This window comes from Thauera sp. DNT-1, assembly GCF_055393985.1.
Map to the genome: position 1 here is coordinate 630,612 of NZ_AP043752.1, position 21,072 is coordinate 651,683.

The following is a 21,072-nucleotide window of genomic DNA, read 5'->3' on the forward strand; positions in this document are numbered from 1 at the left end:
CGTGCGGATATACTGCGGCACCCTGCGGATCCCGCCGCTCCTTTGCCCCGATGCCGGTCGAGCACTACGAGAACTTCCCTGTCGCCTCACTGCTGTTGCCGGCCCGCCTGCGCGAGCCGGTGGAGGCGATCTACGCCTTCGCGCGCGGGGCCGACGACGTCGCCGACGAGGGCGACGCGCCCGCGGTGGCGCGGTTGGCGCGCCTGCACGACTACCAGCTCGGGCTCGAGGCCTGCGCGCAGGGCCGGCCGGTGGCCGACGCGACGCTGGCGCCGATGTTCGCCCGCCTCGGCCGTGCGATACATACCCATGCGCTGCCGCTGCAGCCTTTCCGCGACCTGCTCGACGCCTTCATGCAGGACGTCGGCAAGACGCGCTACGCCGACTTCGCAGAGCTGCGCGACTACTGCCGGCGCTCGGCCGACCCGGTGGGGCGCCTGATGCTGCATCTGTATGGCGCGGCGGACGCGGAGAACCTGCGCCGCTCGGACGCGATCTGCACCGCCCTGCAGCTGATCAACTTCTGGCAGGACGTCGCGGTCGACTGGGAAAAGCGGCGCATCTACCTGCCGCTCGACGATCTCGCCCGCTTTGGCCTCGACGAGCCCGCGCTCGACGCGCTCGCCCGCGGCGAACGCAGCCCGGGCGAGGACTGGCGCGCGCTGATGGCCTTCGAGGTGCGGCGTGCTCGCACGATGATGCTCGACGGCGCCCCGCTCGCCCGTACCCTGCGCGGGCGCGTCGGCTGGGAGTTGCGACTGGTCGTGCTGGGCGGGCTGCGCATTCTCGAAGGGATCGAGGCGGTCGGCTACGATGTCTTCCACCACCGCCCCGCGCTTGGTCGCGGCGACTGGGCGCGCCTGGGCTGGCGCGCGCTGAATTACGGAAAACTCGGATGAATCCACACGACTACTGCCAGGACAAGGCCGCCAAGAGCGGCTCGAGCTTCTACTACAGCTTCATGTTCCTGCCCGCCGAGCGCCGCCAGGCGATCACCGCCCTGTACGCTTTCTGCCGCGAGGTGGACGACGTGGTCGACGAATGCCACGACCTCTCGCTCGCGCAGACCAAGCTCGAGTGGTGGCGCCAGGAGGTCGGGCGCATCTACGGCGGCCTGCCCACCCACCCTGTCGGACATGCGCTCAAGGACGTGCTGAAGGGCTTCCGCCTGCCGCAGGAGCAGCTGCTCGAGATCATCGACGGCATGGCGATGGACCTGTCGCAGACGCGCTACCTCGACTTCAAGGGCCTGCAGCTCTACTGCTACCGCGTCGCCAGCGTCGTCGGCCTGCTCGCTGCCGAGATCTTCGGCTACCAGGACCGCCAGACGCTCAAGTATGCGCACGACCTCGGGCTGGCCTTCCAGCTCACCAACATCATCCGCGACGTCGGCGAGGACGCCCGCCGCGGGCGTATCTACCTGCCGATCGAGGACCTGCAGCGCTTCAAGGTGCCCGCCAAGGACCTCCTCGAGGCGCGCTACTCCGACGCCTTCCGCGAGCTCATGGCCTTCCAGGCCGAGCGCGCGGAGAAGTTCTACGACCAGGCCTTCGCCCAGTTGCCCGCGATCGACCGCAAGGCGCAGCGCCCCGGCCTGGTGATGGCGGCGATCTACCGCACCCTGCTGCGCGAAATCGCGCGCGACGGTTTCCTGGTGCTCGACCGCCGCACCTCCCTGACCCCGCTGCGCAAGGTGTGGCTCGCGGGCACGACCTGGTTCCGCGCATGAGCACGCCCGCAGGGAAGCGCACCCAGCGCGCGGGACCGAGCTGGCACGGCAGCCGGAACCTCCGGCCATGAGCGTGCCGGTCGTCGCCATCATCGGCGCGGGCTACGCCGGGCTCGCCTGCGGGGTCGAGCTGGCCCGCGCCGGGGTGCATGTCACCGTGTTCGAACGCTCGCACACCATGGGCGGACGCGCCCGCGTGGTGCACAAGGACCACCACTGGCGGGTGGACAACGGCCAGCACATCCTGATCGGCGCCTACAGCGAGCTTACCCGCCTGCTGCGCCTCACCGGCGTGTCGCCCAAGCAGCTCGCCCACCTGCCGCTGACCCTGCACGTCCCCGGCCGCCTGCACCTGAAGGCCGCGTCCCTGCCGGCGCCTTTCCACCTCGCCGTGGGGTTGCTGCGTGCGCAGGGGCTGCACTGGGCCGACCGCCTGGCGATGCTGCGCCTCATGCGCTGGTTGAAGCGACGCGGCTTCCGCCTGGCCGATCCGGGGATGACGGTCGACGCCCTGCTCGCCGAGACCCGCCAGACTCCGACCCTGTGCCAGCTGATCTGGGAGCCGCTGTGCGTGGCGGCGCTCAACACCCCGGCCGCCGCGGCCTCGGCCCAGGTCTTCGCGAACGTGCTGCGCGACAGCCTCGGTGCGGGTGCCGCCGCCAGCGAGCTGCTGCTGCCGCGCACCGACCTGTCCGAGCTCTTCCCGGTGCCGGCGGCGCGCTACATCGGTGTGCGCCGCGGCAGGCTGCGCACCGGCAACGCGATCGAGGCCGTCGAACGGGTGGCCGGCGGCTACCGCCTCGACGGCGACCCCGGCAGCCACCCCTGGCCTCACGTGGTGGTGGCCACCGCGCCCTACCATGCCGGAGCGCTGCTCGCCTCCGTCGGCGGTTGCGAGCGCCTGGTGGCGCAGATCGACGCGCTCGAGCACGAGCCGATCGTGTCCGTCTATCTCGCCCTCGGACGCGGCCAGCAGCTCCCCGAGCCGATGATCGGCCTGGCCTCGGGCAGCACCGCCGGGCCGGCGCAGTGGGTCTTCGACCGCGGCCAGCTCGGCGGGCCGGAGGGCCTCTTCTCGTGCGTGATCAGCGCCCACGGCCCGCACGAGGCGCTCGCGCGCGACGAGCTCGTCCTCGCGGTGCACGCCCAGCTCGAACGCCAGCTCGGTCGCCGTCTGCCAGCCCCGGAGTGGTCGCAGGTCATCGTCGAAAAGCGCGCCACTTTCGCGTGTCGGCCAGGCGTCTTCCGCCCCGGCATCCGCACCCCGCTGCCCGGACTGTGGCTGGCCGGCGATTACCTGGATTCGGACTACCCCGCGACGCTGGAATCCGCGGTGCGCTCGGGTGTGGCCTGCGCGACCGCGATCCTCGCCGAGATCGGGCACAAGGCCTGATCCGCTCGGTGAATCCGGCCGCGGCCTCGCGGCCGTGAAGCGGGGACGCAGCTGCACGTCGCCGCCACGTCCACTCGCCACCGCCTCCCCTCCCGATCAGCCTTCGCCGCCCTCACGCAGGTGGCGCAGGATCGGATCGAGCATGGCCGCGCCCAGGCGCTTGCTGCGCGCACCGTTCCAACCGACGTGGCCGTCGGGCAGGATGATGTTGTCCTTGAACGGCATCTCCAGGGTCAGCGACACGCAGCCGAACTGGTTGGCGACCCACTTGCTCGCCAGCGTCAGCAGTTCCTCGCCGAAGCGGCCGGGCTTGTAGCCCTCCTGCGTCTGGAAGTCGGGGCTGACCATGAGGAGGGTCTCGACGAAGCGCGCCTGCGCGGCCGCCGCCGCGGCGGTGAAGCCAGGCACCTCCTCGGCGGTGGAGAAGAACACGTAGGGCAGCGACTCGTCGCCGTGGATGTCGAGGAAGAGCGCGCAGCCGGTGCGCTCCATTTCCGCGCGCACCAGGAAGACCTCGGGGCTGGCGAAGGGGTCGGGCGCGCGCCATTCGCGGTTGAGGTTGCGCCCGGCGGCGTTGGTGCGCAGGTTGCCGCGCACCGCGCCGTCCGGGTTCATGTTCGGCACGATGTGCAGCACGGCGTGCTCGCGCACCTTGCGCGCGACCGGGTCGGCATTGTCGAGCAGGCGCTCGAGGAGGCCCTCGACGAACCATTCCGCCATGGTCTCGCCGGGATGCTGGCGCGCGATGATCCACACCGGCACCCGTCCCGGCGCGTCGCGCCCGACCGTCACCACGTCGAGGTCCCGCCCATCCACCGTACTGCCGAGGTTGCGCACGCGGGCGTAGGGCGAGAGCTCGACGCGCGCGAGCAGGTCGAGGTGACGCTCGTGCGAATAGGGCTCGAAGTAGGCGTAGTAGAGGCTGTCGCGCTCGGGCGTGTGCTCGACGATCAGCTGCCCGTCCTCGTAGCGCGTGCCGGCGATGCGGAACCAGTTCTGGCGGTCGTAGGAGGCGACGCAGCGGTAGTCCCGCCATCCGTCCGGATAGGCCGCGCCCGCGGCGTTCTCGAACACCATGCGCACCGGCTTGCCGGCCGCGCCCATCAGGCGGAAGTGGAACCACTGGTGGAAGTCGGCAGCGTTGTCCTTGCGCAGGCGCAGGCGGATGTCGGCCGGATCGTCGAGGCGCACGACCTCGATCGCGCCGGAGTCGAAGCTGGAGCTGATCTTCAGCACGTTCACTCCTCGCGACGGCGGAAGACCAGGGTATCGGCATCGGACGCGTCGGCGGCGAAGGCGTAGCCCTCGGCGTCGAAGCCCTGCAGCGCCTCGACCTCGTCGATGCGATTCGTGATGACGTAACGGCTCATCAGCCCGCGCGCGCGCTTGGCGTAGAAGCTGATGATCTTGTAGCGCCCGCCCTTCCAGTCCTCGAACACCGGGGTGACGATGCGCCCCTTCAGCTTCTTGGGCTTGACCGACTTGAAGTACTCGTCGGAGGCGAGGTTCAGCAGCACACGCTCGCGCCCGGCGTCTTCCTCGCGCGCGAGCAGGCCGTTGAGCGCGTCGGTGATGCGCTCGCCCCAGAACTCGTAGAGGTTCTTGCCGCGCGGGTTGGCCAGCCGGGTGCCCATCTCCAGGCGGTAGGCCTGCATCAGGTCGAGCGGGCGCAGCACGCCGTAGAGGCCGGAGAGGATGCGCAGGTGGTCCTGTGCCCAGGCCAACTCGTCCGCGGTCAGGCTCCTCGCATCGAGTCCCTCGTAGACGTCGCCGTTGAAGGCCAGCAGAGCCTGCCGTGCATTGTCGGGGCTGAATGGGCGCGACCAGCTCGCGTAGCGCGCCACGTTGAGCGTGGAGAGTGGATCCGAGAGCGACATCAGCTCGGCGATCTCGGCGGGCGATTTCTCGCGCAGTACCTCGATCAGCGCTGCGGAATCGTCGAGGAAGTCGGGCCGGGTGTAGGTGGAGACGGTGATCGGCGTCTCGTAGTCGAGCGCCTTGGCAGGGGAGATGACGAGGATCATGCCTTCTGTTCGCTGTGTCGGCGCGGAGCCGGATGGCCGGATGTTAACGCGAATCGCCCCGCAACACCGCCTTCAGCCCGGCAGCACCTCCTCCAGCAGCGCGAGCAGCTCGTCCGCCCGCTTGCGGCCGAGGCGTGACTCGTCGATCGACTCCTTCCATTCGGCGATCAGCGCGCGCAGTTCGCTGCTGCTCCGGGTGGCATGGACACGCTTGACCAGGCCGAGCTTGCCGTAGGGGCCGTGGAAGGTGCGCAGGGTGTTGATCATGAAGTCGCGCGCGAGCGGCAGGCTGGCCGTGTGGCCGGTGTGCGCCCGCGCGACCGGCGCCGCGCCTGCCGCCGGCTGTCCTTCGCGTATGCTGGCTTCGGGCGGGTCGGCCATCCCGGCGCTGGACGCGATGAACCCTGCCTCGGCGAGTTCTCCGAGCGCAGCCGCAATCTTCGCGTCGCCGGTAAGGGCACACAGATCCTCGACGCTGCGCTGTCCATCGACCAGGATCAGCAGGCGGCGGGCGCGCAGCCCGAGGCCGTGCGTGCGATGCGCGATCTCGTCCTGTCCCTTGAGTGTCTTGGCGTACTTTTCCATCATCCTCCTCGCGGGGCGCTACCACCCCTGGTCTCGTCCTCGGGGTCTGTCGCGGCGTCCGCCGTGCCCCGCTTGGAATGCGGAAAGCATGGAAGCAAGCCTGCGCCCGAGTCAAGAAGGAAAATTCACGCCTCGGATCGTCCCCGTGGCGCGGAGCTGACGCGCCTGCTCGAACAGACAGACCGCCGCGGCCGCGGCGACGTTGAGGGATTCGATGCCGGCCGCCATCGGGATGATCACGCAGCCGTCGGCGCGCGCCAGCAGGGCCGGGGAAAGTCCCTGCCCTTCCGCCCCGAAAAGCCAGGCCACCGGGCCGCGCAGGTCGAGCTCGTAGAGCGGGTGGGCGTCCTCGCGCAGGGCAGTTGCCAGGCACAGACCCGGGTAGCTCTCCAGTCGGGCGAGCAGTTCGCAGCCCTCCTCAATCCGGACAACGAACTGCGCGCCCATGCCGGCACGCAGCGCGCGCGGCGACCAGGCCTGCGCGCAGCCCTCACCGAGCAGCGCGTGGCGGATGCCGGCCGCGGCCGCGGTGCGCAGCAGGCTGCCGAGGTTGCCGGGGTCCTGCACGCCGTCGACCACGATCAGGCTGGCGTCGCCCGGGGCGCTCGGCGTGCTCGCCGGCATGGCGATGGTGGCCAGCAAGCCGGCGGGGCTGTCGACCGGGCTGACATGCGCGAACAAGGCATCGCCCAGGCGGTAGCGCGGCACCTCTGCCGGCGCCGCCGCGAGCAGGCGACGATGCTCCTCGCGCAGCAGGCCGGACTCCGACACCACCAGCGCGCGCAAGGCCACGCCCGCCGCGAGCGCGGATTCGACCAGGTGGGCACCGTCGAGCACGGTCTCGTCGAGCTTGCGGCGGTCGCGTGCCGAGTGCGCGAGCGCATGCAGGCGCTTGACGAAGGCGTTGTCACGCGAGGCCAGCGCCTTGAGCTGCGGCTCACTCATCCCGGCGCTCGAGCAGCTTCTTCACCGGCGCGAAGCTGCGCCGGTGGAAGGCCTGCACGCCGTGCGCCGCGAGCGCCGCAAGGTGGGCGGCGGTCGGGTAGCCCTTGTGAGCGGCCAGCCCGTACTGCGGCCACTGCGCGTCGAGCTCGCGCATGGCCGCATCGCGTGCGGTCTTGGCGAGGATGGAGGCCGCCGAGATCGATGGCTCGGTGGCGTCGCCCTTGACGATCGCCCGCGCCGGATAGGACAGCTTGGGGCAGCGGTTGCCGTCGATGCGCACCTCGGCCGGCGCGATCCCGAGCGCCATCACCGCGCGCTGCATGGCCAGCATGGTGGCGTGCAGGATGTTGAGGCGGTCGATCTCCTCGACGCTCGCCTCGGCCACCGCCCAGGCCAGCGCGCGCGCGCGGATCAGCGGTGCGAGGCGCTCGCGCGCGGCTTCGCTCAGCTTCTTGGAATCGGCGAGGCCTTCGATCGGGCGCGCGGGATCGAGGATGACCGCAGCGGCGACCACTGGCCCGCACAGCGGCCCGCGGCCAGCCTCGTCGACCCCGCAGATCAGGCCGGAGGACGGCAGTCCGGGATCGAACAGCTCGGCGTTCATGCCCTTGGTCCCGCCTTGTCGAGGTAGGGCAGGATCGCCTCCGCGGCGCGCCGCGCGGTGTCCTGCCGGAGGGTGCGATGCAGGTCGGAGAAGCGCGCCGCGACCGCAGCGCGCCGCGCATCGTCGGCGAACCAGTCGTCGATCGCGGCGGCAAGGTGTTCGGGGTCGGCCTCGTCCTGGAGAAGCTCCGGCACCACGGTCTCGCCGCACAGAATGTTGGGCAGGCCCACCCAGGGCAGGTAGGCCATCCGCTTCATGAGGCGGTACTGCCACTTGCCGATGCGGTAGGTGATCACCATCGGGCGCTTGAGCAGCGCCGCCTCCAGGCTTGCCGTTCCACTCGCCACCAGCACCACGTCGGCTGCGGTCATCGCCTCGACGGCGTGACCGAACAGCATGCGGATCGGCAGCCCGCCCGCATCGTTGCGGTGCAGCGCCTCCTCGAAGATCTGGCGCGTCTCGCGGGTGGCCAGCGGGACCAGGAAGAGGCGCTCCGGATCGCGTTCGTGCAAAGTCTTCGCGGTGCCGATGAAGATGTCGGCCAGGTTGCGCACTTCGGACTGCCGGCTCCCCGGCAGCATCGCCACCACGCCGCGCTCGAGAGGAATGCCGAGGCGTTCGCGCGCAGCGGCGCGGTCGGGCTCGAGCGGAAATTCGTCGGCGAGCGGGTGGCCGACATAGCTCACCGGCACGCCGGCACGCTCGTAGAGCTCGGGCTCGAAGGGGAAGAGGCACAGCATGTGCGACACCGAGCGCGCGATGCGCTTGATCCGCCCGCCCCGCCAGGCCCAGATCGACGGGCCGACGAAATGGATCGCCGGGATGCCGGCGTCGCGCACCTTGCCTTCGAGCCACAGGTTGAAATCGGGCGCATCCACGCCGATGAAGGCATCGGGGCGCTCGGCGCGGATCTGCGCGAGCAGCGCGCGGCGGATGCCGGAGAGCTCGCGGTAGCGCTTGAGCGCGTCGACGTAGCCATGCACCGCGAGCAGCTCGCAGGGCCAGCGCACGTCGAAGCCTTCGGCCTGCATCTTCGGCCCGCCGATGCCGAAGAACTCCGCGTCGGGCAGATGGCGGCGGAGCGCTCGGATCAGGTGGCTCGCGAGCAGGTCGCCGGAGGTCTCCCCGGCGACCATGGCGATGCGGATCTTCATGCCGTTCGAGACGCGGCCCGCGCCGTGCAGCGGATCATGCTCAGCGCACGATGCCGCGACCGGAGTCCGCGATGAAGGCGGCGAAGGGCGCGGCCTCGGCCTGCCCGGCGGCGATCTCGGCGACGCGCTGGCGCGCCTCGTCGAGCGTGAGGCCGCTGCGGTAGAGCGCGCGGTAGGCGCGTTTGATCGCGGCGATGCCCTCGGCACTGTAGCCGCGGCGCTTGAGGCCTTCGCTGTTGATGCCGTGCGGTTTGGCCGGGTTGCCCGCCACGGTCACGAAGGGCGGCAGGTCCTGCAGCAGCACGGTACCGACACCGCAGAAGCTGTGCGCGCCGACGCGGCAGAACTGATGCACCCCGGTGAAGCCGCCGAGGATCGCCCAGTCGCCCACATGGACATGGCCGGCGAGCGTGGCGTTGTTGGCGAAGATGGTGTGGTCGCCGACCTGGCAGTCGTGCGCGATGTGCACGTAGGCCATGATCCAGTTGTCGTTGCCGACGCGGGTGACGTGCGCGTCCTGGCTGGTGCCGACGTTGAACGAGCAAAATTCGCGGATCGTGTTGCGGTCGCCGATCTCGAGCCGGGTGGGCTCGGCGTCGTACTTCTTGTCTTGCGGGCTGGCGCCGATCGAGCAGAACTGGAAGATCTCGTTGTCGCGGCCGATGCGGGTGTGGCCCTCGACCACGACGTGCGGGCCGATGCGCGTGCCGTCGCCGATCTCGACGTTCTCGCCGATCAGCGAATAGGCCCCGACGCTGACGTTGGCGCCTAGCTTCGCACCCGGATGGACGATGGCGGTCGGGTGAATCATAGCGTCTTGATCGCGCACATCAGCTCGGCTTCGGCGGCGAGCTCGCCGTCGACGCTGGCGCGTGCCTTGTACTTGTAGATGTTGCGCTTGGCGTGGGTGATCTCGACGTCGAAGATCAGTTGGTCGCCCGGCACCACCGGACGCTTGAAGCGCGCGTTGTCGATGCCCGCGAAGTACACCACCGAGTTGTCGTCGGGCTTCACGCCGGTGCTCTTGAACGACAGCAGCGCCGCAGCCTGGGCCATGGCCTCGATGATCAGCACGCCCGGCATCACGGGGTGGTGCGGGAAGTGCCCCGGAAAGAAGGGCTCGTTCATGGTCACGTTCTTCAGCCCGCGCGCACGCACGCCCGGTTCGATCTCCAGCATGCGATCGACGAGCAGGAAGGGATAGCGGTGCGGCAGGTACTGCAGGATTTCCTTGATGTCCATGATGGCTCAGCCCTGCGAGCGGTCGTCGGGACCGTCGCTGTTTTGTTCGAGTTGGCGGACGCGCCTGGCGAGCGCGTCGAGGTGGCGCAGGTGGGAGAAGTTCTTCACCCAGTCGCCATGCGTCTGCAGCGGCAGGTTGCCGGTGTAGACGCCCGGTTTGGCGATCGACTTTGCGACCAGGGTCCACGCCGACACCACGACGTCATCGGCGATGCTCAGGTGTCCGGAGATGCCGGCCTGGCCGCCGATCATGCAGCGCGCGCCGATCCGGGCGCTGCCCGCGACCCCGGCGCAGCCGGCCATGATCGTGTGCTCGCCCACGCGCACGTTGTGCGCGATCTGGATGAGGTTGTCGAGCTTGACGCCATCGCCGATCACGGTGTCGTCGAGCGCACCGCGGTCCACCGTCGTGTTGGCGCCGATCTCGACGTCGTTGCCGAGGACCACACGGCCGGTCTGCGGGATCTTGACCCAGGCGCCGGACTTCTCGCGCGCGAAGCCGAAGCCGTCGGCGCCGATGACCACGCCCGAGTGCAGGATGCAGTCCTCGCCGATCACGCAGTCGTGGTAGATGCTGACGTTGGCATAGAGCCGGGTGCCGCGCCCGATGCGAGTGCCGCGCCCCACGTGGCAGTTGGGCCCGATCACCACGTCCTCGCCGAGCACCACGTCTTCCTCGATCGAGGCGCCGGGTCCCACCTGCACGCTGGCCGGCAGGGTGCTGGCGACCGCGGCGAGCGCATGGATACCGGGACGCACCGCGGGGGGCGGATTGAACAGCTGCGCGACGCGTGCGAAGTACAGGTAGGGGTCGGCGGTCAGGATCAGGTTGCGCCCGGCCAGCGCCTCGCGCAGGTCGGGCGTGACGATCAGCGCACTTGCCGCACACTCGCCGACCTGCGACAGGTACTTGCGGTTGGCAAGGAAGGCGAGATCGCCCTCCCCCGCCTTGTCCAGCGTGCCGACGCGCGAAACCGCGACATCGCCGTCTCCCGCGATCTCGCCGCCCAGGCGATCGACCAGCTCGTGCAGTCGGAACATCGGGCGACCAGTCTTACTTGGCGTCGGACAGGGTCTTGATGACCTTGTCGGTGATGTCGATGCGCGGGTTCGCGTACACCGCTTCCTGGAAGATGATGTCGTAGTTTTCCTGCTCGGCGATCTGCTTGACCGAGCGGTTGGCCTTGTCGAGCACCGAGGCGAGTTCCTCGTTACGGCGTTGGTTCAGGTCTTCGCGGAACTCGCGCTGCTTGCGCTGGAAGTCGCGGTTGAGCTCGTTGAACGCACGTTCCTTGTTGCGACGGTCGCTGTCGCCCATGGTCGGGCCGTTGCGCTCGAGGTCTTCCTGCATCGACTTGAGGTCGCGCGCGATGCGCTGCAGCTCCTGGTCGCGCTTTTCGAACTCCTTCTCCAGCCGCTGCTGCGCCCGCACGGCGGGCGCTGCTTCGCGCATGACGCGATCGGAATTGACGAAGCCGATCTTGGTTTCGGCGAACGCGGTCTGGGAAAGGCCGAGCACAGCGAGTGCGACCAGGGAGAGGGTACTGACTTTCAATTATGCCTCCGGATGAAACTGTTTCGCCCGCAGCTCAGAACACGCTGCCGAGCTGGAACTGGAACCGCTGGATCTCGTCGTTCTCTTCCTTCTTGAGCGGATGGCCGAAGCTGAACTTCAGCGGGCCGATCGGCGAGCTCCACGAGAATGCCAAGCCGGTACTGTAGCGCAGATCGCTGAAACGGATGTTCTGATCCACGAAAGTGCCGCCGCCGAGCGGTTCTTCGTCCCTGCCCCAGACGTAGCCGGCATCGAGGAAGGCCGAGATGCGGAAGGAACGGTCCTTGCCCGCGCCCGGCATCGGGAAGAAGAACTCGGCGTTGGCGACGGCCTTGCGGGTGCCGCCGGTCGAGCTGATGTCGCCGTCGGTATCCTTGTACTTGGGGCCGACCGAGCCTTGGTCGAAGCCGCGTACCGAGCCGATGCCGCCGACGTAGTAGTTCTTGTAGAAGGGTACGTCCTTGCCGCCGAAGCCCTTGGCGTAGCCGACGTCCGCGTTGAGCATCAGGGCGTAGTCGGTTCCGATCGGGAACCAGTGCTGGTACTGGTAGCCGAGTTTGCCGTAACGCAGATCGCCAACCGGGACGGTGACCTCGCCATAGACACGCTGATACACGCCGCTGCGGGGATAGGTGAAGCTGTCGCGACCGTCGCGCGACCAGCCGACGGTCAACAGCAGGCTGTCAACCGTGCAGTCGCCGACGCCGCTGGGGTTGTCGAGGCCGTTTTCCTTGCAGAAATCCTTGTAGAGCAGCGGACTCGCGTTGTAGGTGGTGATCTCGGTGCGGTCGGCGGTGAGCCCGAAGTTAACGTGGTCGTCTTCCGCGATCGGCCAGCCGAGCCGAATACCGGCGCCGGTCGAGACGGTCTTGTACGGCGACACCGAGTCGAGTTCGTCGGCGTCGTAGGTGCGGTGGTACAGGTCCCAACCCAGGCTGATGCCGTCCACCGTGTAGTAGGGGTTGGTGAAGGACAGCGCGAGCGTGCGGCTGGACTGACTGGTGTTGAGGCCGAGCGTCAGGGCGTTGCCGCTGCCGAACAGGTTCTGCTGCGAGATCGACGCCGACAGCACGATGTTCTCGGAGCTGGAGAAACCGGCGCCGAGCATCAGGTTTCCGGTCGGGCGTTCCTTGACGGTGAAGTTCACGTCGACCTGGTCGGTCGTGCCTGGTATCGCCGGCGTCTCGACGGTCACCTCGTCGAAGAAGCCGAGGCGGTCGATGCGCGTACGCGAGCGGTTGATCGCCGCCGCGTCGTACCAGCCCCCTTCCATCTGGCGCATCTCGCGGCGCACCACCTCATCGCGCGTCTTGGTGTTGCCGCCGACGTTGATGCGGCGCACATAAACCCGCCGACCCGGATCGACGAATACGGTGAAGGCCACCTCGCGCTTGACCTTGTCGACTTCCGGCGCGGCATTGACGTTGGCGAAGGCATAACCCTCGTTGCCAAGGCGGTCGGTGATCGCCTTGGTGGTCTCCGTCAGGCGTTCGCGCGAGAAGGTCTCGCCCGGTCGGATCTTCGTCAGCGCCTGGTATTCGGCCTCGGGAAGGATCAGGTCGCCGGTGAAGCGCACGCCGGTGACGGTGTACTTCTCGCCCTCGGTGATGTTCACCGTGATGTAGATGTCCTGCTTGTCCGGTGTGATCGAGACCTGGGTGGAGTCGATGTTGAAGTCGAGGTAGCCCTGGTTCAGGTACCAGGAGCGCAAGGTCTCCAGGTCGGCCGAGAGCTTCTGGCGGGAGTACTGGTCGTTCTTGGTGTACCAGGTCAACCAGCCGGGCGTGGTGAGCTGCATCTCGTCGAGGAGATCTTCTTCTTCGAAAGCCCTCGCGCCGACGATGCGGATCTGGCGGATCTTGGCCACGCCCCCCTCGTCCACCTTGAAGTTAATGCCGACACGGTTGCGTTCGAGCGGCGTGACGGTCGTCGTGACCGTGGCCGCGTACTTGCCGCGCGAGAGGTACTGGCGCTTGAGTTCCTGCTCCGCGCGCTCGAGCAACGAGCGATCGAAGATGCGCGATTCGGCGAGGCCGACCTCGCGCAAGCCCTTCTTGAGCGCGTCCTTGTCGAACTCCTTGACCCCGTCGAAGGTGATGTCGGCGATCGCTGCGCGCTCGTCCACCACCACCACGATGACGTTGCCTTCGGTCTCGATGCGAACGTCGCTGAAGAAACCCGTGGCGAACAGCGCGCGGATCGCATCGGCGGCCTGCGCCTCGGTGAAGGTCTCGCCGACGCGGACCGGCAGGTAGTTGAACACGGTGCCCGCCTCGGTGCGCTGGATGCCCTCGACGCGGATGTCCTTGACCACGAAGGGATCGAAGGCGAGGGCCGGCGCTGCGGCAAAAAGGGCCACCAGGAGCCCGGGCAGGAGCTTGCGATTCATGCGGGAGTTCAGCCGGAAATAAGACGATTGAGATCGTTGTAGAAGGCGAATGCCATCAACATCACCAGGAGGGCGAGGCCGATCTGCTGACCGACCTCCATGATGCGCTCCGGGATCGGACCGCCCTTGATGATTTCGACCGTATAGTACAACAAGTGCCCCCCATCCAGAACCGGGATGGGCAGCAGGTTCAGGACCCCCAGGCTGATGCTGATCAAGGCCACGAACTTGAGGTAGTGCGCCAAACCCAGCTGGGCGGTCTGACCTGCATAGTCGGCGATCGTGACCGGTCCGGAGAGGTTCTTCCAGGACACTTCGCCGGTGAGCATGCGGCCGATCATCTTGAGGCTCAGCACGCTGGTCTCCCAGGTCTGCCGAACCGCGCGCGCGAGGCCTTCGAGCACACCGTAGCGGATCTCGCCGAACATCTCGATGCCGCCCGTTGCGGCTTCGCCCACCCCCACGCCGATGCGGCCGATCCGCGCCCCGCCCTCCTCGGCCGCGTCCGGGGTCACCACAAGCCCTACCACCCCGCCCGCACGGTCGATCTCGAAGTCGAGCGCGCGTCCGGGCGCCTCGCGCACCAGGCGCACGAGGTCGGCCCAGGCCGCGACCGCCGTGCCCGAGATCGCCAGCACGCGATCCCCGACCTGCAGTCCCGCACGTTCGGCAGCGCTGCCATCCGCGATCCTGCCGATCACCGCCGGAAGCGCCGGACGCCAGGGGCGCAGGCCGAGGCGCGCGATCAGGTCGGTGTTGCCCTCGTCGATCGCCACGCCCGAGAGATCCATGCGGCGGAAGGCATCGACGTCCTCCAGGGTGCGTACGCGCAGCACCACCTCGCGGTTGTCGAGCGCGTGGCGCAGCAGCACCCAGCGCAGGTCCTGCCAGCTGCGCACGGGCTCCTCGTCCACCGCGATCACGAGGTCGCCCTCGCGCACCCCCGCCGCCTGCGCGATCGCCGGCGTGTCGGACAACGCCACGCGAGGCTTGAGTTCCTCGGTGCCGCCGACAAAGAGGCCCCAGTAGAGGGCGATCGCGAGCAGGAAGTTGGCGAGCGGCCCGGCGGCGACGATCGCGAAACGCCGATACACGCTCTGGCGGTTGAAGGCGCGGTGCAGCTCGGGTGCCGCTACGGGCGCCTCGCGCTCGTCGAGCATCTTGACGTAGCCGCCGAGCGGGAACGCGGCGAGCACCCATTCGGTGCCGTCGCTGCCGGCGGTATGGCGCAGCAGCGGCTTGCCGAAGCCGATCGAGAAGCGCAGCACCTTGACCCCGCACCAACGTGCCACGAGGTAGTGGCCGAGTTCGTGGACGAGGATGAGCAGGCCGAGGGCAAGCGCGAAGGGAACCAGGTAATCGAAGAGAGTCATCGGTCGCGGCGAAGTCGGGAGATCTCGTCCCGCGCGAGTTCGCGGGCGTGCGCGTCGGCGGCCAAAACCGCCTCCAGCGAATCGACCGCGCCCGGCCGGCTGCGTTCCAGGCTCGCTGCGATCACGGCGGCGATGTCGAGGAAGCCGATGCGATGGTCGAGGAAGGCGGCGACCGCCTCCTCGTTGGCGGCGTTGAGCACGGCGGGCGCCGTGCCGCCGGCGCGCAGCGCGTCGAAGGCCAGCTTCAGGCAGGGGAAGCGGGCGAAGTCCGGACGTTCGAAATCGAGGCGGGCGATCTCGAACAGGTCGAGCGGGCGCACACCCGCGTCGATGCGCTCGGGCCAGGCCATGGCGTTGGCGATCGGGGTGCGCATGTCGGGGTTGCCGAGCTGTGCGATCACCGAGCCGTCGGCGTAGTCGACCATCGAGTGGATCACGCTCTGCGGATGCACGACCACCTCGATCATGTCCGCCGGGGCGCCGAACAGCCAATGCGCCTCGATGACCTCCAGGCCCTTGTTCATCATGGTCGCGGAGTCGACCGAGATCTTGCGTCCCATGACCCAGTTGGGATGGGCGCAGGCCTGCTCGGGGGTGACATTCGCGAGCGAATCGATCGGCGCCGTGCGGAAGGGGCCGCCGGAGGCCGTCAGCAACACCCTGCGCACGCCGGCGCGCGCGGGTTCGCGCGCGTAGCCGGCGGGCAGGGCCTGGAAGATCGCGTTGTGCTCGCTGTCGATCGGCAGCAGGACCGCCCCGCTTGCGGCCACTGCATCGATCAGCAAGCGGCCCGACAGCACCAGGGCCTCCTTGTTGGCCAGCAGCACCTTCTTGCCCGCGCGCGCGGCGGCCAGGGTCGGGCGCAGGCCGGCCGCGCCTACGATCGCGGCCATCACCATGGCCACCTCGTCGGCGGCGGCGACACGCTCGAGCGCCTCTTCACCGCATAGCACCTCGGTGTCGCGACCCGCTGCGCGCAATCCCGCGCGCAGGCGTTCGGCAGCGGTCGCATCGCCCATCACCGCGAAGCGCGGCGAAAAACGCAGGCACTGCTCGAGCAGCTTGTCATCCTGGCGCTGCGCACTGAGCGCGAAGACCTCGAAACGGTCGGGGTGACGGGCGACGACATCGAGCGTGCTTTGGCCGATCGAGCCGGTTGCGCCCAGGACGGTCAGGCGCTGCGGTGCGGGGTCAGGCATGGGGAGAATCCGTTGCGGAAGGAGCACGGCGGAAGCCGTGGAGGATCAGCGCGCGAGCCACACCGCGCCGAGCGCCACGAGCGGGAGCGTCGACGTCAGGCTGTCGATGCGGTCGAGGATGCCGCCGTGGCCGGGCAGGATGTTGCCACTGTCCTTGAGGCCGGCCTGACGCTTGAGCAGCGACTCGAAGAGGTCGCCGACGATGCTCACCGCGGTCCACGCCAGCAGGACGCCGGCGATCACCGGCGCGCCGCCCTCGAATTCCGCGCCGCGCATCGCGAGCACGCCGAAGCCGAAGGCCAGCACCGCCAGCACGCCACCTGCGGCGCCCTCCCAAGTCTTGCCCGGGCTGATCGCCGGGGCCAGCTTGTGACGGCCGAAGGCGCGGCCGCTGAAATAGGCGGCGATGTCGGCCACCCAGACGACGGCCATGGTTCCGAGCAGCACCCCGGGGCCCATCGTGCGCAGCTGCATCATTGCCAGCGCGGTCGGCACGAGCACGACGAAGCCGACCAGCGAAGCCAGCATCGGGTTGGACAAGGCCCACTTGCCGCGCAGCCACATCGGCACGACGAAGATCCAGAATAACGCGCTGAAGACATAGAGCGGCACCACGGCCGCAGCACCGCCGAGCTCGCCGCTGCCCAGCCCCGCGCTCCAACCCAGGAACGCGGATGCGGCGGCAAAGGCGACCGCCGTGGACACGCGCAACCCGCGCTCGAAGCGGGCGAGCGCGCCCCACTCCCACGCCGCCGCACCGCACAAGACTGCGCAGAGCACGAGCCAGACCGATGCCGGCAGCAGGAACACCGCCGCCAGCAGGCCGACCAGCAAGGCGATTGCGGTGAGGACGCGATCCTTGAGCATGGAGGCCCTATTCCCCGGCGTCGGCCTTGAGCTGCTCGCTGGTGCGGCCGAAGCGCCGCTCCCGCCCCTGATAGGAGCCGATGGCCTGCCCGAGCGCACCGTCGTCGAAGTCGGGCCAGAGCACGTCGGTGAAGTAGAGCTCGGTATAGGCGAGCTGCCAGAGCAGGAAGTTGCTGATGCGCTTCTCGCCACCCGTGCGGATGAAGAGATCGGGCTCCGGCGCGAAGCTCATCGACAGCTCGGAGGCGATCTCATCTTCGGTGAAGCGTTCCAGGCGCCCCGGTTCGCGCGCCATCAGGCGCGACATCGCATCGAGAATGTCCCAGCGACCGCCGTAGTTGGCCGCGACGGTGAAGTTGAGTCCGCCATTGCCGGCGGTGAGCGTCTCGGCCTCGCGGATCATGTCCACCAGCCGCGGATCGAACTTCGAGAGGTCCCCGATCACGCGGAAGCGCATGTCGTTGTCGTGCATGCGGCGGATCTCCTTCTGCAGCGACTTCAGAAAGAGCTGCATCAGGAAAGAAACCTCGTCCTGCGGGCGGCGCCAGTTCTCGGAGCTGAACGCGAACACGGTGAGGTACTCCACCCCGCGATCGACGCAGCCGCGCACGGTGGCGCGCAGCGCCTCGACACCGCGCGCATGCCCCGCGACGCGAGGCAGCATGCGCTTGCGCGCCCAGCGCCCATTGCCGTCCATGATGACGGCAATGTGCTTCGGCACCTGCGAGACGTCGGGAATGTCGCGGGTGGAACTCCTGAACAGCCCTCCGATCATGCTCCGCCTCCTGTCGTGCCCGTTGACGATACAGCCGATCCGCGCACGCGGATCAGATCTGCATGAGTTCCTGCTCTTTCTGGGCGAGCAGCTTGTCGATCTCGGCTACATAGCGGTCGGTGAGCTTCTGGATCTCGTCCTCGCCGCGACGCTCGTCGTCCTCGGAGATCGCCTTGTCCTTGACCGCATCCTTGAGCTGCTGGTTGCCGTCGCGGCGCAGGTTGCGGATCGCCACCTTGGCGGTCTCGCCCTCGTGGCGCACCACCTTGGTGAGGTCGCGACGGCGCTCCTCGGTGAGCGCAGGCATCGGCACGCGCAGCAGTTCGCCCATGTTCGCGGGGTTGAGGCCGAGGTCGCTGTCGCGGATCGCGCGCTCGACCTTGCCGAGCATCGGCTTTTCCCAGGTCTGCACGCCGATCGTGCGGGCGTCGATCAGGGTGATGTTGGCGACCTGGTTCACCGGCACCATAGAACCGTAGTACTCGACCATCACGTGATCGAGCAGGCCGGTGTGGGCGCGGCCGGTGCGCACCTTGGCGAGGTCGGTCTTGAGCGCCTCGACCGACTTCAGCATCTTCTGCTCGATGTTCTTCTTGAGTTCGGAAATCATGCAAGCCCTCTCCGGAGGTCAGGAATGGACCAGCGTGCCTTCGTCCTCGCCCATCACCACACGCTTGAGCGCGCCGGGCTTGAAGATCGAGAACACGTTGATCGGAAGCTTCTGGTCGCGGCACAACGCGAACGCGGTCGAGTCGAGCACCTGCAGGTTGCGCCCGATCGCCTCGTCGAAGCTGATGCGATGGTAGCGCTGCGCCTGCGGGTCCTTCTTCGGATCCGCAGTATAGACGCCGTCCACCTTGGTCGCCTTGAGAACGATCTGCGCACCGATCTCGGCGCCGCGCAGCGCCGCGGCGGTGTCGGTGGTGAAGAAGGGGTTGCCGGTACCGGCCGCGAAGATGACCACGCGGCCTTCCTCGAGATGACGGATCGCGCGCCCGCGGATGTACGGCTCGACCACCTGGTCGATGCGCAGCGCGGACTGCACGCGCGCTTCGAGCCCCATGCGTCGCATCGCGTCGGCGAGCGCCATCGCGTTCATCACCGTGGCCAGCATGCCCATGTAGTCGGCGGTGGCGCGGTCCATGCCGGAGGCCGCGCCCTTCATGCCGCGGAAGATGTTGCCGCCGCCGATCACCACACCGACCTGGACACCGAGACGGCTGATCTCGGCGACCTCGGACACGATGCGGCTGACGACCTCCTCGTTGATGCCGTAGGCGTCGTCGCCCATCAGGGCTTCGCCGGAGAGCTTGAGCAGGATGCGCTTGTAGGCGGCGGACACGTTCTTCTCCTTACTTCTTGGCGGCAGCGGCGGCCTGTTCGGCCACTTCGGCGGCGAAGTCGGTGACCTTCTTCTCGATGCCTTCGCCGACGATGAACAGCGTGAAGCCGGCGACCGAGGCGCCCTTGGCCTTGAGCAGCTGCTCGATGGTCTGCTTGCCGTCCTCGGCCTTCACGAAGACCTGGGCCAGCAGGGTCACTTCCTTGAGGAACTTCTGCACGGTGCCGTCGGCGATCTTTTCCAGCATCGCTTCGGGCTTGTTGTCGGCGCGGGCCTTCTCGATCGCGATGCGACGCTCGGCATCGATCAGGTCCTGCGACACGCCCGAGGCGTCGAGCGCCTTCGGCTTGGACGCGGCGATGTGCATCGCGATGTCCTTGCCGAGCTGCTCGTCGCCGCCGACCACGTCCAGCAGCACGCCGATCTTGGCGCCGCCGTGGATGTAGGAGAACAGCTTGCCCTTGGCCTCGATGCGGGCGAAACGGCGGATCGACATGTTCTCGCCGATCTTGCCGACCAGCGCGGTGCGGGTCGACTCGACGGTGCCCTCGCCCAGCGGCAGCGCCGACAGGGCAGCGACGTCGGCCGGGCTCTTGGCGGCGACGAGGCCGGCGCAGTTCTGCACCAAGGCCAGGAAGTCGTCGTTCTTGGCGACGAAGTCGGTCTCGCAGTTGACCTCGATGATCGAGCCGAGCTTGCCGTCGGCCGAGATGTCGATGCCGACCACGCCTTCGGCGGCGATGCGGGCGGCGGCCTTGGAGGCCTTGTTGCCGAGCTTGACGCGCAGGATCTCTTCGGCCTTGCCCATGTCGCCGGCGGCTTCGGCCAGCGCCTTCTTGCATTCCATCATCGGCGCGTCGGTCTTCTCGCGCAGTTCCTTGACCATGCTTGCGGTGATTTCCGCCATGCTAGCTCCTGAATAGGTTCGGTTTGACATTCGAAACGCGGATGCCGCGCAGCGCACCGGAGGGCCATCGGCGCGACATCGGGAATTGTGCGGGGCGCACGTTGCGGGATTCGCAAGCGCCACCCGGATTGCAAAAGGGGCCCCGCGGGCCCCCTTCGCTGAGGATCAGGCCTGTTCCTGCGAGCCTTCTTCCTCGACCTCGACGAACTCGTCGCCGCCGGCATCGACGATTTCCTGCAGCACCTGGCTGCGGCCTTGCAGCACGGCATCGGCCACGCCACGGGCGTAGAGGCGGATGGCGCGCGAGGAGTCGTCGTTACCCGGGATCAGGTAGTCCACGCCTTCGGGCGAGTGGTTGGTGTCGACCACGGCCACGACCGGGATGCCGAGCTTCTGGGCTTCGGTGATGGCGATCTTGTGGTAGCCGACGTCGATGACGAACAGCGCGTCGGGCAGGCCGCCCATGTCCTTGATGCCGCCGATCGACTTCTGCAGCTTCTCGAGTTCGCGGCGCACGGTCAGCGCCTCGCGCTTGGACAGGCGCTCGATCGAGCCGTCTTCCATCATCGCCTCGACTTCCTTGAGGCGCTTGATCGACTGCTTGACGGTCTTGAAGTTGGTCAGCATGCCGCCGAGCCAGCGCTCGTCGACGTAGGGCATGCCGGCGCGCTGGGCTTCCTCGGCGATGATCTCGCGCGCCTGGCGCTTGGTGCTGACGAACATGATGTTGCCGCGGTTCGCGGCGAGCTTGCGCACGAACTCCATGGCTTCGTTGTACTTCGCCATCGTCTTTTCGAGGTTGACGATGTGGATCTTGTTGCGCTGGCCGAAGATGTAGGGGGCCATGCGCGGGTTCCAGAAGCGGGTCTGGTGACCGAAGTGGACGCCGGCTTCCAGCATCTGACGCATCGTGACGGACATGTGTTGCTCCAAACTGTACAAGGGTTGAACCTCCGCCTCGCGGATGGGCGACCGGGAAACCGGTTCAC

22 protein-coding genes are annotated in these 21,072 nt (G+C 68.3%); 3 read left to right on the top strand and 19 right to left on the bottom strand.

The window, feature by feature from the left end:
- Nucleotides 1-50: 50 nt before the first annotated feature.
- From hpnC to hpnE, 3 genes are all read left to right on the top strand, one after another.
- Nucleotides 51-899 (top strand): squalene synthase HpnC, encoded by an 849-nt coding sequence (hpnC, locus tag ACZ5PP_RS03020; RefSeq protein ID WP_004301452.1) that lies wholly within the window; start codon nt 51-53, stop codon nt 897-899.
- Nucleotides 896-1,729, top strand: coding sequence for a presqualene diphosphate synthase HpnD (hpnD, locus tag ACZ5PP_RS03025; RefSeq protein WP_043743411.1), 834 nt, complete (start codon nt 896-898; stop codon nt 1,727-1,729). The genes hpnC and hpnD overlap by 4 nt, the downstream gene beginning before the upstream one ends.
- 67 nt (nt 1,730-1,796) lie before the next feature.
- Entirely contained in the window at nt 1,797-3,122 is a 1,326-nt protein-coding gene (gene hpnE / locus ACZ5PP_RS03030) for a hydroxysqualene dehydroxylase HpnE (RefSeq protein WP_012585404.1), read from the top strand.
- A gap of 96 nt (nt 3,123-3,218) precedes the next feature.
- On the opposite strand, the gene ACZ5PP_RS03035 is transcribed toward hpnE, so the two are convergent.
- The 19 genes from ACZ5PP_RS03035 to rpsB all read right to left on the bottom strand — a co-directional run bounded on the left by ACZ5PP_RS03035 (nt 3,219) and on the right by rpsB (nt 21,004).
- Nucleotides 3,219-4,355, bottom strand: coding sequence for a M14 family metallopeptidase (locus ACZ5PP_RS03035; protein WP_464827077.1), 1,137 nt, complete (start codon nt 4,353-4,355; stop codon nt 3,219-3,221).
- Between the two features lie 5 nt (nt 4,356-4,360).
- The gene (gene yaaA / locus ACZ5PP_RS03040) at nt 4,361-5,146 is read right to left on the bottom strand and encodes a peroxide stress protein YaaA (protein ID WP_043743412.1); all 786 of its coding nucleotides are present in this window, start codon (nt 5,144-5,146) and stop codon (nt 4,361-4,363) included.
- 72 nt (nt 5,147-5,218) lie between these two features.
- Entirely contained in the window at nt 5,219-5,734 is a 516-nt protein-coding gene (locus tag ACZ5PP_RS03045; RefSeq protein ID WP_187283000.1) for a hypothetical protein, read from the bottom strand.
- 108 nt (nt 5,735-5,842) lie between these two features.
- The gene (locus ACZ5PP_RS03050) at nt 5,843-6,676 is read right to left on the bottom strand and encodes a TrmH family RNA methyltransferase (RefSeq protein ID WP_276661907.1); all 834 of its coding nucleotides are present in this window, start codon (nt 6,674-6,676) and stop codon (nt 5,843-5,845) included.
- A complete protein-coding gene (gene rnhB, locus ACZ5PP_RS03055; RefSeq protein ID WP_276661910.1) occupies nt 6,669-7,280 on the bottom strand; it encodes a ribonuclease HII in 612 nt (203 codons plus the stop codon). Before rnhB ends, ACZ5PP_RS03050 begins: the two co-directional genes overlap by 8 nt.
- The gene (lpxB, locus tag ACZ5PP_RS03060) at nt 7,277-8,434 is read right to left on the bottom strand and encodes a lipid-A-disaccharide synthase (protein ID WP_464826745.1); all 1,158 of its coding nucleotides are present in this window, start codon (nt 8,432-8,434) and stop codon (nt 7,277-7,279) included. Before lpxB ends, rnhB begins: the two co-directional genes overlap by 4 nt.
- A gap of 40 nt (nt 8,435-8,474) precedes the next feature.
- Nucleotides 8,475-9,245 (bottom strand): acyl-ACP--UDP-N-acetylglucosamine O-acyltransferase, encoded by a 771-nt coding sequence (gene lpxA / locus ACZ5PP_RS03065; RefSeq protein ID WP_004301435.1) that lies wholly within the window; start codon nt 9,243-9,245, stop codon nt 8,475-8,477.
- Complete coding sequence (gene fabZ, locus ACZ5PP_RS03070) at nt 9,242-9,676, bottom strand: 3-hydroxyacyl-ACP dehydratase FabZ (protein ID WP_004301433.1); 435 nt, start codon at nt 9,674-9,676, stop codon at nt 9,242-9,244. The genes lpxA and fabZ overlap by 4 nt, the downstream gene beginning before the upstream one ends.
- Before the next feature lie 6 nt (nt 9,677-9,682).
- Nucleotides 9,683-10,717 carry a UDP-3-O-(3-hydroxymyristoyl)glucosamine N-acyltransferase gene (gene lpxD, locus ACZ5PP_RS03075; protein WP_276661914.1) on the bottom strand — a complete coding sequence of 345 codons (1,035 nt, stop codon included), beginning with the start codon at nt 10,715-10,717 and terminating at the stop codon, nt 9,683-9,685.
- A 13-nt stretch (nt 10,718-10,730) separates the two neighbouring features.
- Nucleotides 10,731-11,231: an OmpH/Skp family outer membrane protein gene (locus ACZ5PP_RS03080; protein WP_004301429.1), complete on the bottom strand. Its 501-nt coding sequence runs from the start codon at nt 11,229-11,231 to the stop codon at nt 10,731-10,733.
- A gap of 34 nt (nt 11,232-11,265) precedes the next feature.
- Entirely contained in the window at nt 11,266-13,620 is a 2,355-nt protein-coding gene (bamA, locus tag ACZ5PP_RS03085) for an outer membrane protein assembly factor BamA (RefSeq protein WP_004301427.1), read from the bottom strand.
- A gap of 8 nt (nt 13,621-13,628) precedes the next feature.
- Nucleotides 13,629-14,993, bottom strand: a complete 1,365-nt coding sequence (gene rseP / locus ACZ5PP_RS03090; protein WP_004301425.1) for an RIP metalloprotease RseP — start codon at nt 14,991-14,993, stop codon at nt 13,629-13,631.
- Nucleotides 14,990-16,192, bottom strand: a complete 1,203-nt coding sequence (gene ispC, locus ACZ5PP_RS03095) for a 1-deoxy-D-xylulose-5-phosphate reductoisomerase (protein WP_004301423.1) — start codon at nt 16,190-16,192, stop codon at nt 14,990-14,992. Before ispC ends, rseP begins: the two co-directional genes overlap by 4 nt.
- A 45-nt stretch (nt 16,193-16,237) precedes the next feature.
- On the bottom strand, nt 16,238-17,059 hold the full coding sequence (locus ACZ5PP_RS03100; protein ID WP_004301420.1) for a phosphatidate cytidylyltransferase: 822 nt from the start codon (nt 17,057-17,059) through the stop codon (nt 16,238-16,240).
- Nucleotides 17,060-17,066: 7 nt separating this feature from the next.
- Nucleotides 17,067-17,834, bottom strand: coding sequence for a polyprenyl diphosphate synthase (gene uppS, locus ACZ5PP_RS03105; RefSeq protein ID WP_004301418.1), 768 nt, complete (start codon nt 17,832-17,834; stop codon nt 17,067-17,069).
- 52 nt (nt 17,835-17,886) lie between these two features.
- Nucleotides 17,887-18,444, bottom strand: a complete 558-nt coding sequence (gene frr / locus ACZ5PP_RS03110) for a ribosome recycling factor (protein WP_004301417.1) — start codon at nt 18,442-18,444, stop codon at nt 17,887-17,889.
- 18 nt (nt 18,445-18,462) lie between these two features.
- A complete protein-coding gene (pyrH, locus tag ACZ5PP_RS03115; protein WP_004301415.1) occupies nt 18,463-19,176 on the bottom strand; it encodes a UMP kinase in 714 nt (237 codons plus the stop codon).
- A 10-nt stretch (nt 19,177-19,186) separates the two neighbouring features.
- Nucleotides 19,187-20,083: a translation elongation factor Ts gene (tsf, locus tag ACZ5PP_RS03120; RefSeq protein ID WP_012585409.1), complete on the bottom strand. Its 897-nt coding sequence runs from the start codon at nt 20,081-20,083 to the stop codon at nt 19,187-19,189.
- A gap of 165 nt (nt 20,084-20,248) precedes the next feature.
- Nucleotides 20,249-21,004, bottom strand: a complete 756-nt coding sequence (gene rpsB / locus ACZ5PP_RS03125; protein ID WP_004301412.1) for a 30S ribosomal protein S2 — start codon at nt 21,002-21,004, stop codon at nt 20,249-20,251.
- Nucleotides 21,005-21,072 lie beyond the last annotated feature (68 nt).

Coding starts and splice junctions, on each gene's coding strand:
- bamA (WP_004301427.1), bottom strand. CDS start 13,620: ATGAATCGCAAGCTCCTGCCCGGGCTCCTGGTGGCCCTTTTTGCCGCA.
- fabZ (WP_004301433.1), bottom strand. CDS start 9,676: ATGGACATCAAGGAAATCCTGCAGTACCTGCCGCACCGCTATCCCTTC.
- hpnE (WP_012585404.1), top strand. CDS start 1,797: ATGAGCGTGCCGGTCGTCGCCATCATCGGCGCGGGCTACGCCGGGCTC.
- hpnC (WP_004301452.1), top strand. CDS start 51: ATGCCGGTCGAGCACTACGAGAACTTCCCTGTCGCCTCACTGCTGTTG.
- uppS (WP_004301418.1), bottom strand. CDS start 17,834: ATGATCGGAGGGCTGTTCAGGAGTTCCACCCGCGACATTCCCGACGTC.
- rnhB (WP_276661910.1), bottom strand. CDS start 7,280: ATGAACGCCGAGCTGTTCGATCCCGGACTGCCGTCCTCCGGCCTGATC.
- frr (WP_004301417.1), bottom strand. CDS start 18,444: ATGATTTCCGAACTCAAGAAGAACATCGAGCAGAAGATGCTGAAGTCG.
- ACZ5PP_RS03100 (WP_004301420.1), bottom strand. CDS start 17,059: ATGCTCAAGGATCGCGTCCTCACCGCAATCGCCTTGCTGGTCGGCCTG.
- lpxD (WP_276661914.1), bottom strand. CDS start 10,717: ATGTTCCGACTGCACGAGCTGGTCGATCGCCTGGGCGGCGAGATCGCG.
- hpnD (WP_043743411.1), top strand. CDS start 896: ATGAATCCACACGACTACTGCCAGGACAAGGCCGCCAAGAGCGGCTCG.
- rseP (WP_004301425.1), bottom strand. CDS start 14,993: ATGACTCTCTTCGATTACCTGGTTCCCTTCGCGCTTGCCCTCGGCCTG.
- ACZ5PP_RS03045 (WP_187283000.1), bottom strand. CDS start 5,734: ATGATGGAAAAGTACGCCAAGACACTCAAGGGACAGGACGAGATCGCG.
- yaaA (WP_043743412.1), bottom strand. CDS start 5,146: ATGATCCTCGTCATCTCCCCTGCCAAGGCGCTCGACTACGAGACGCCG.
- rpsB (WP_004301412.1), bottom strand. CDS start 21,004: ATGTCCGTCACGATGCGTCAGATGCTGGAAGCCGGCGTCCACTTCGGT.
- lpxB (WP_464826745.1), bottom strand. CDS start 8,434: ATGAAGATCCGCATCGCCATGGTCGCCGGGGAGACCTCCGGCGACCTG.
- lpxA (WP_004301435.1), bottom strand. CDS start 9,245: ATGATTCACCCGACCGCCATCGTCCATCCGGGTGCGAAGCTAGGCGCC.
- ACZ5PP_RS03050 (WP_276661907.1), bottom strand. CDS start 6,676: ATGAGTGAGCCGCAGCTCAAGGCGCTGGCCTCGCGTGACAACGCCTTC.
- tsf (WP_012585409.1), bottom strand. CDS start 20,083: ATGGCGGAAATCACCGCAAGCATGGTCAAGGAACTGCGCGAGAAGACC.
- ispC (WP_004301423.1), bottom strand. CDS start 16,192: ATGCCTGACCCCGCACCGCAGCGCCTGACCGTCCTGGGCGCAACCGGC.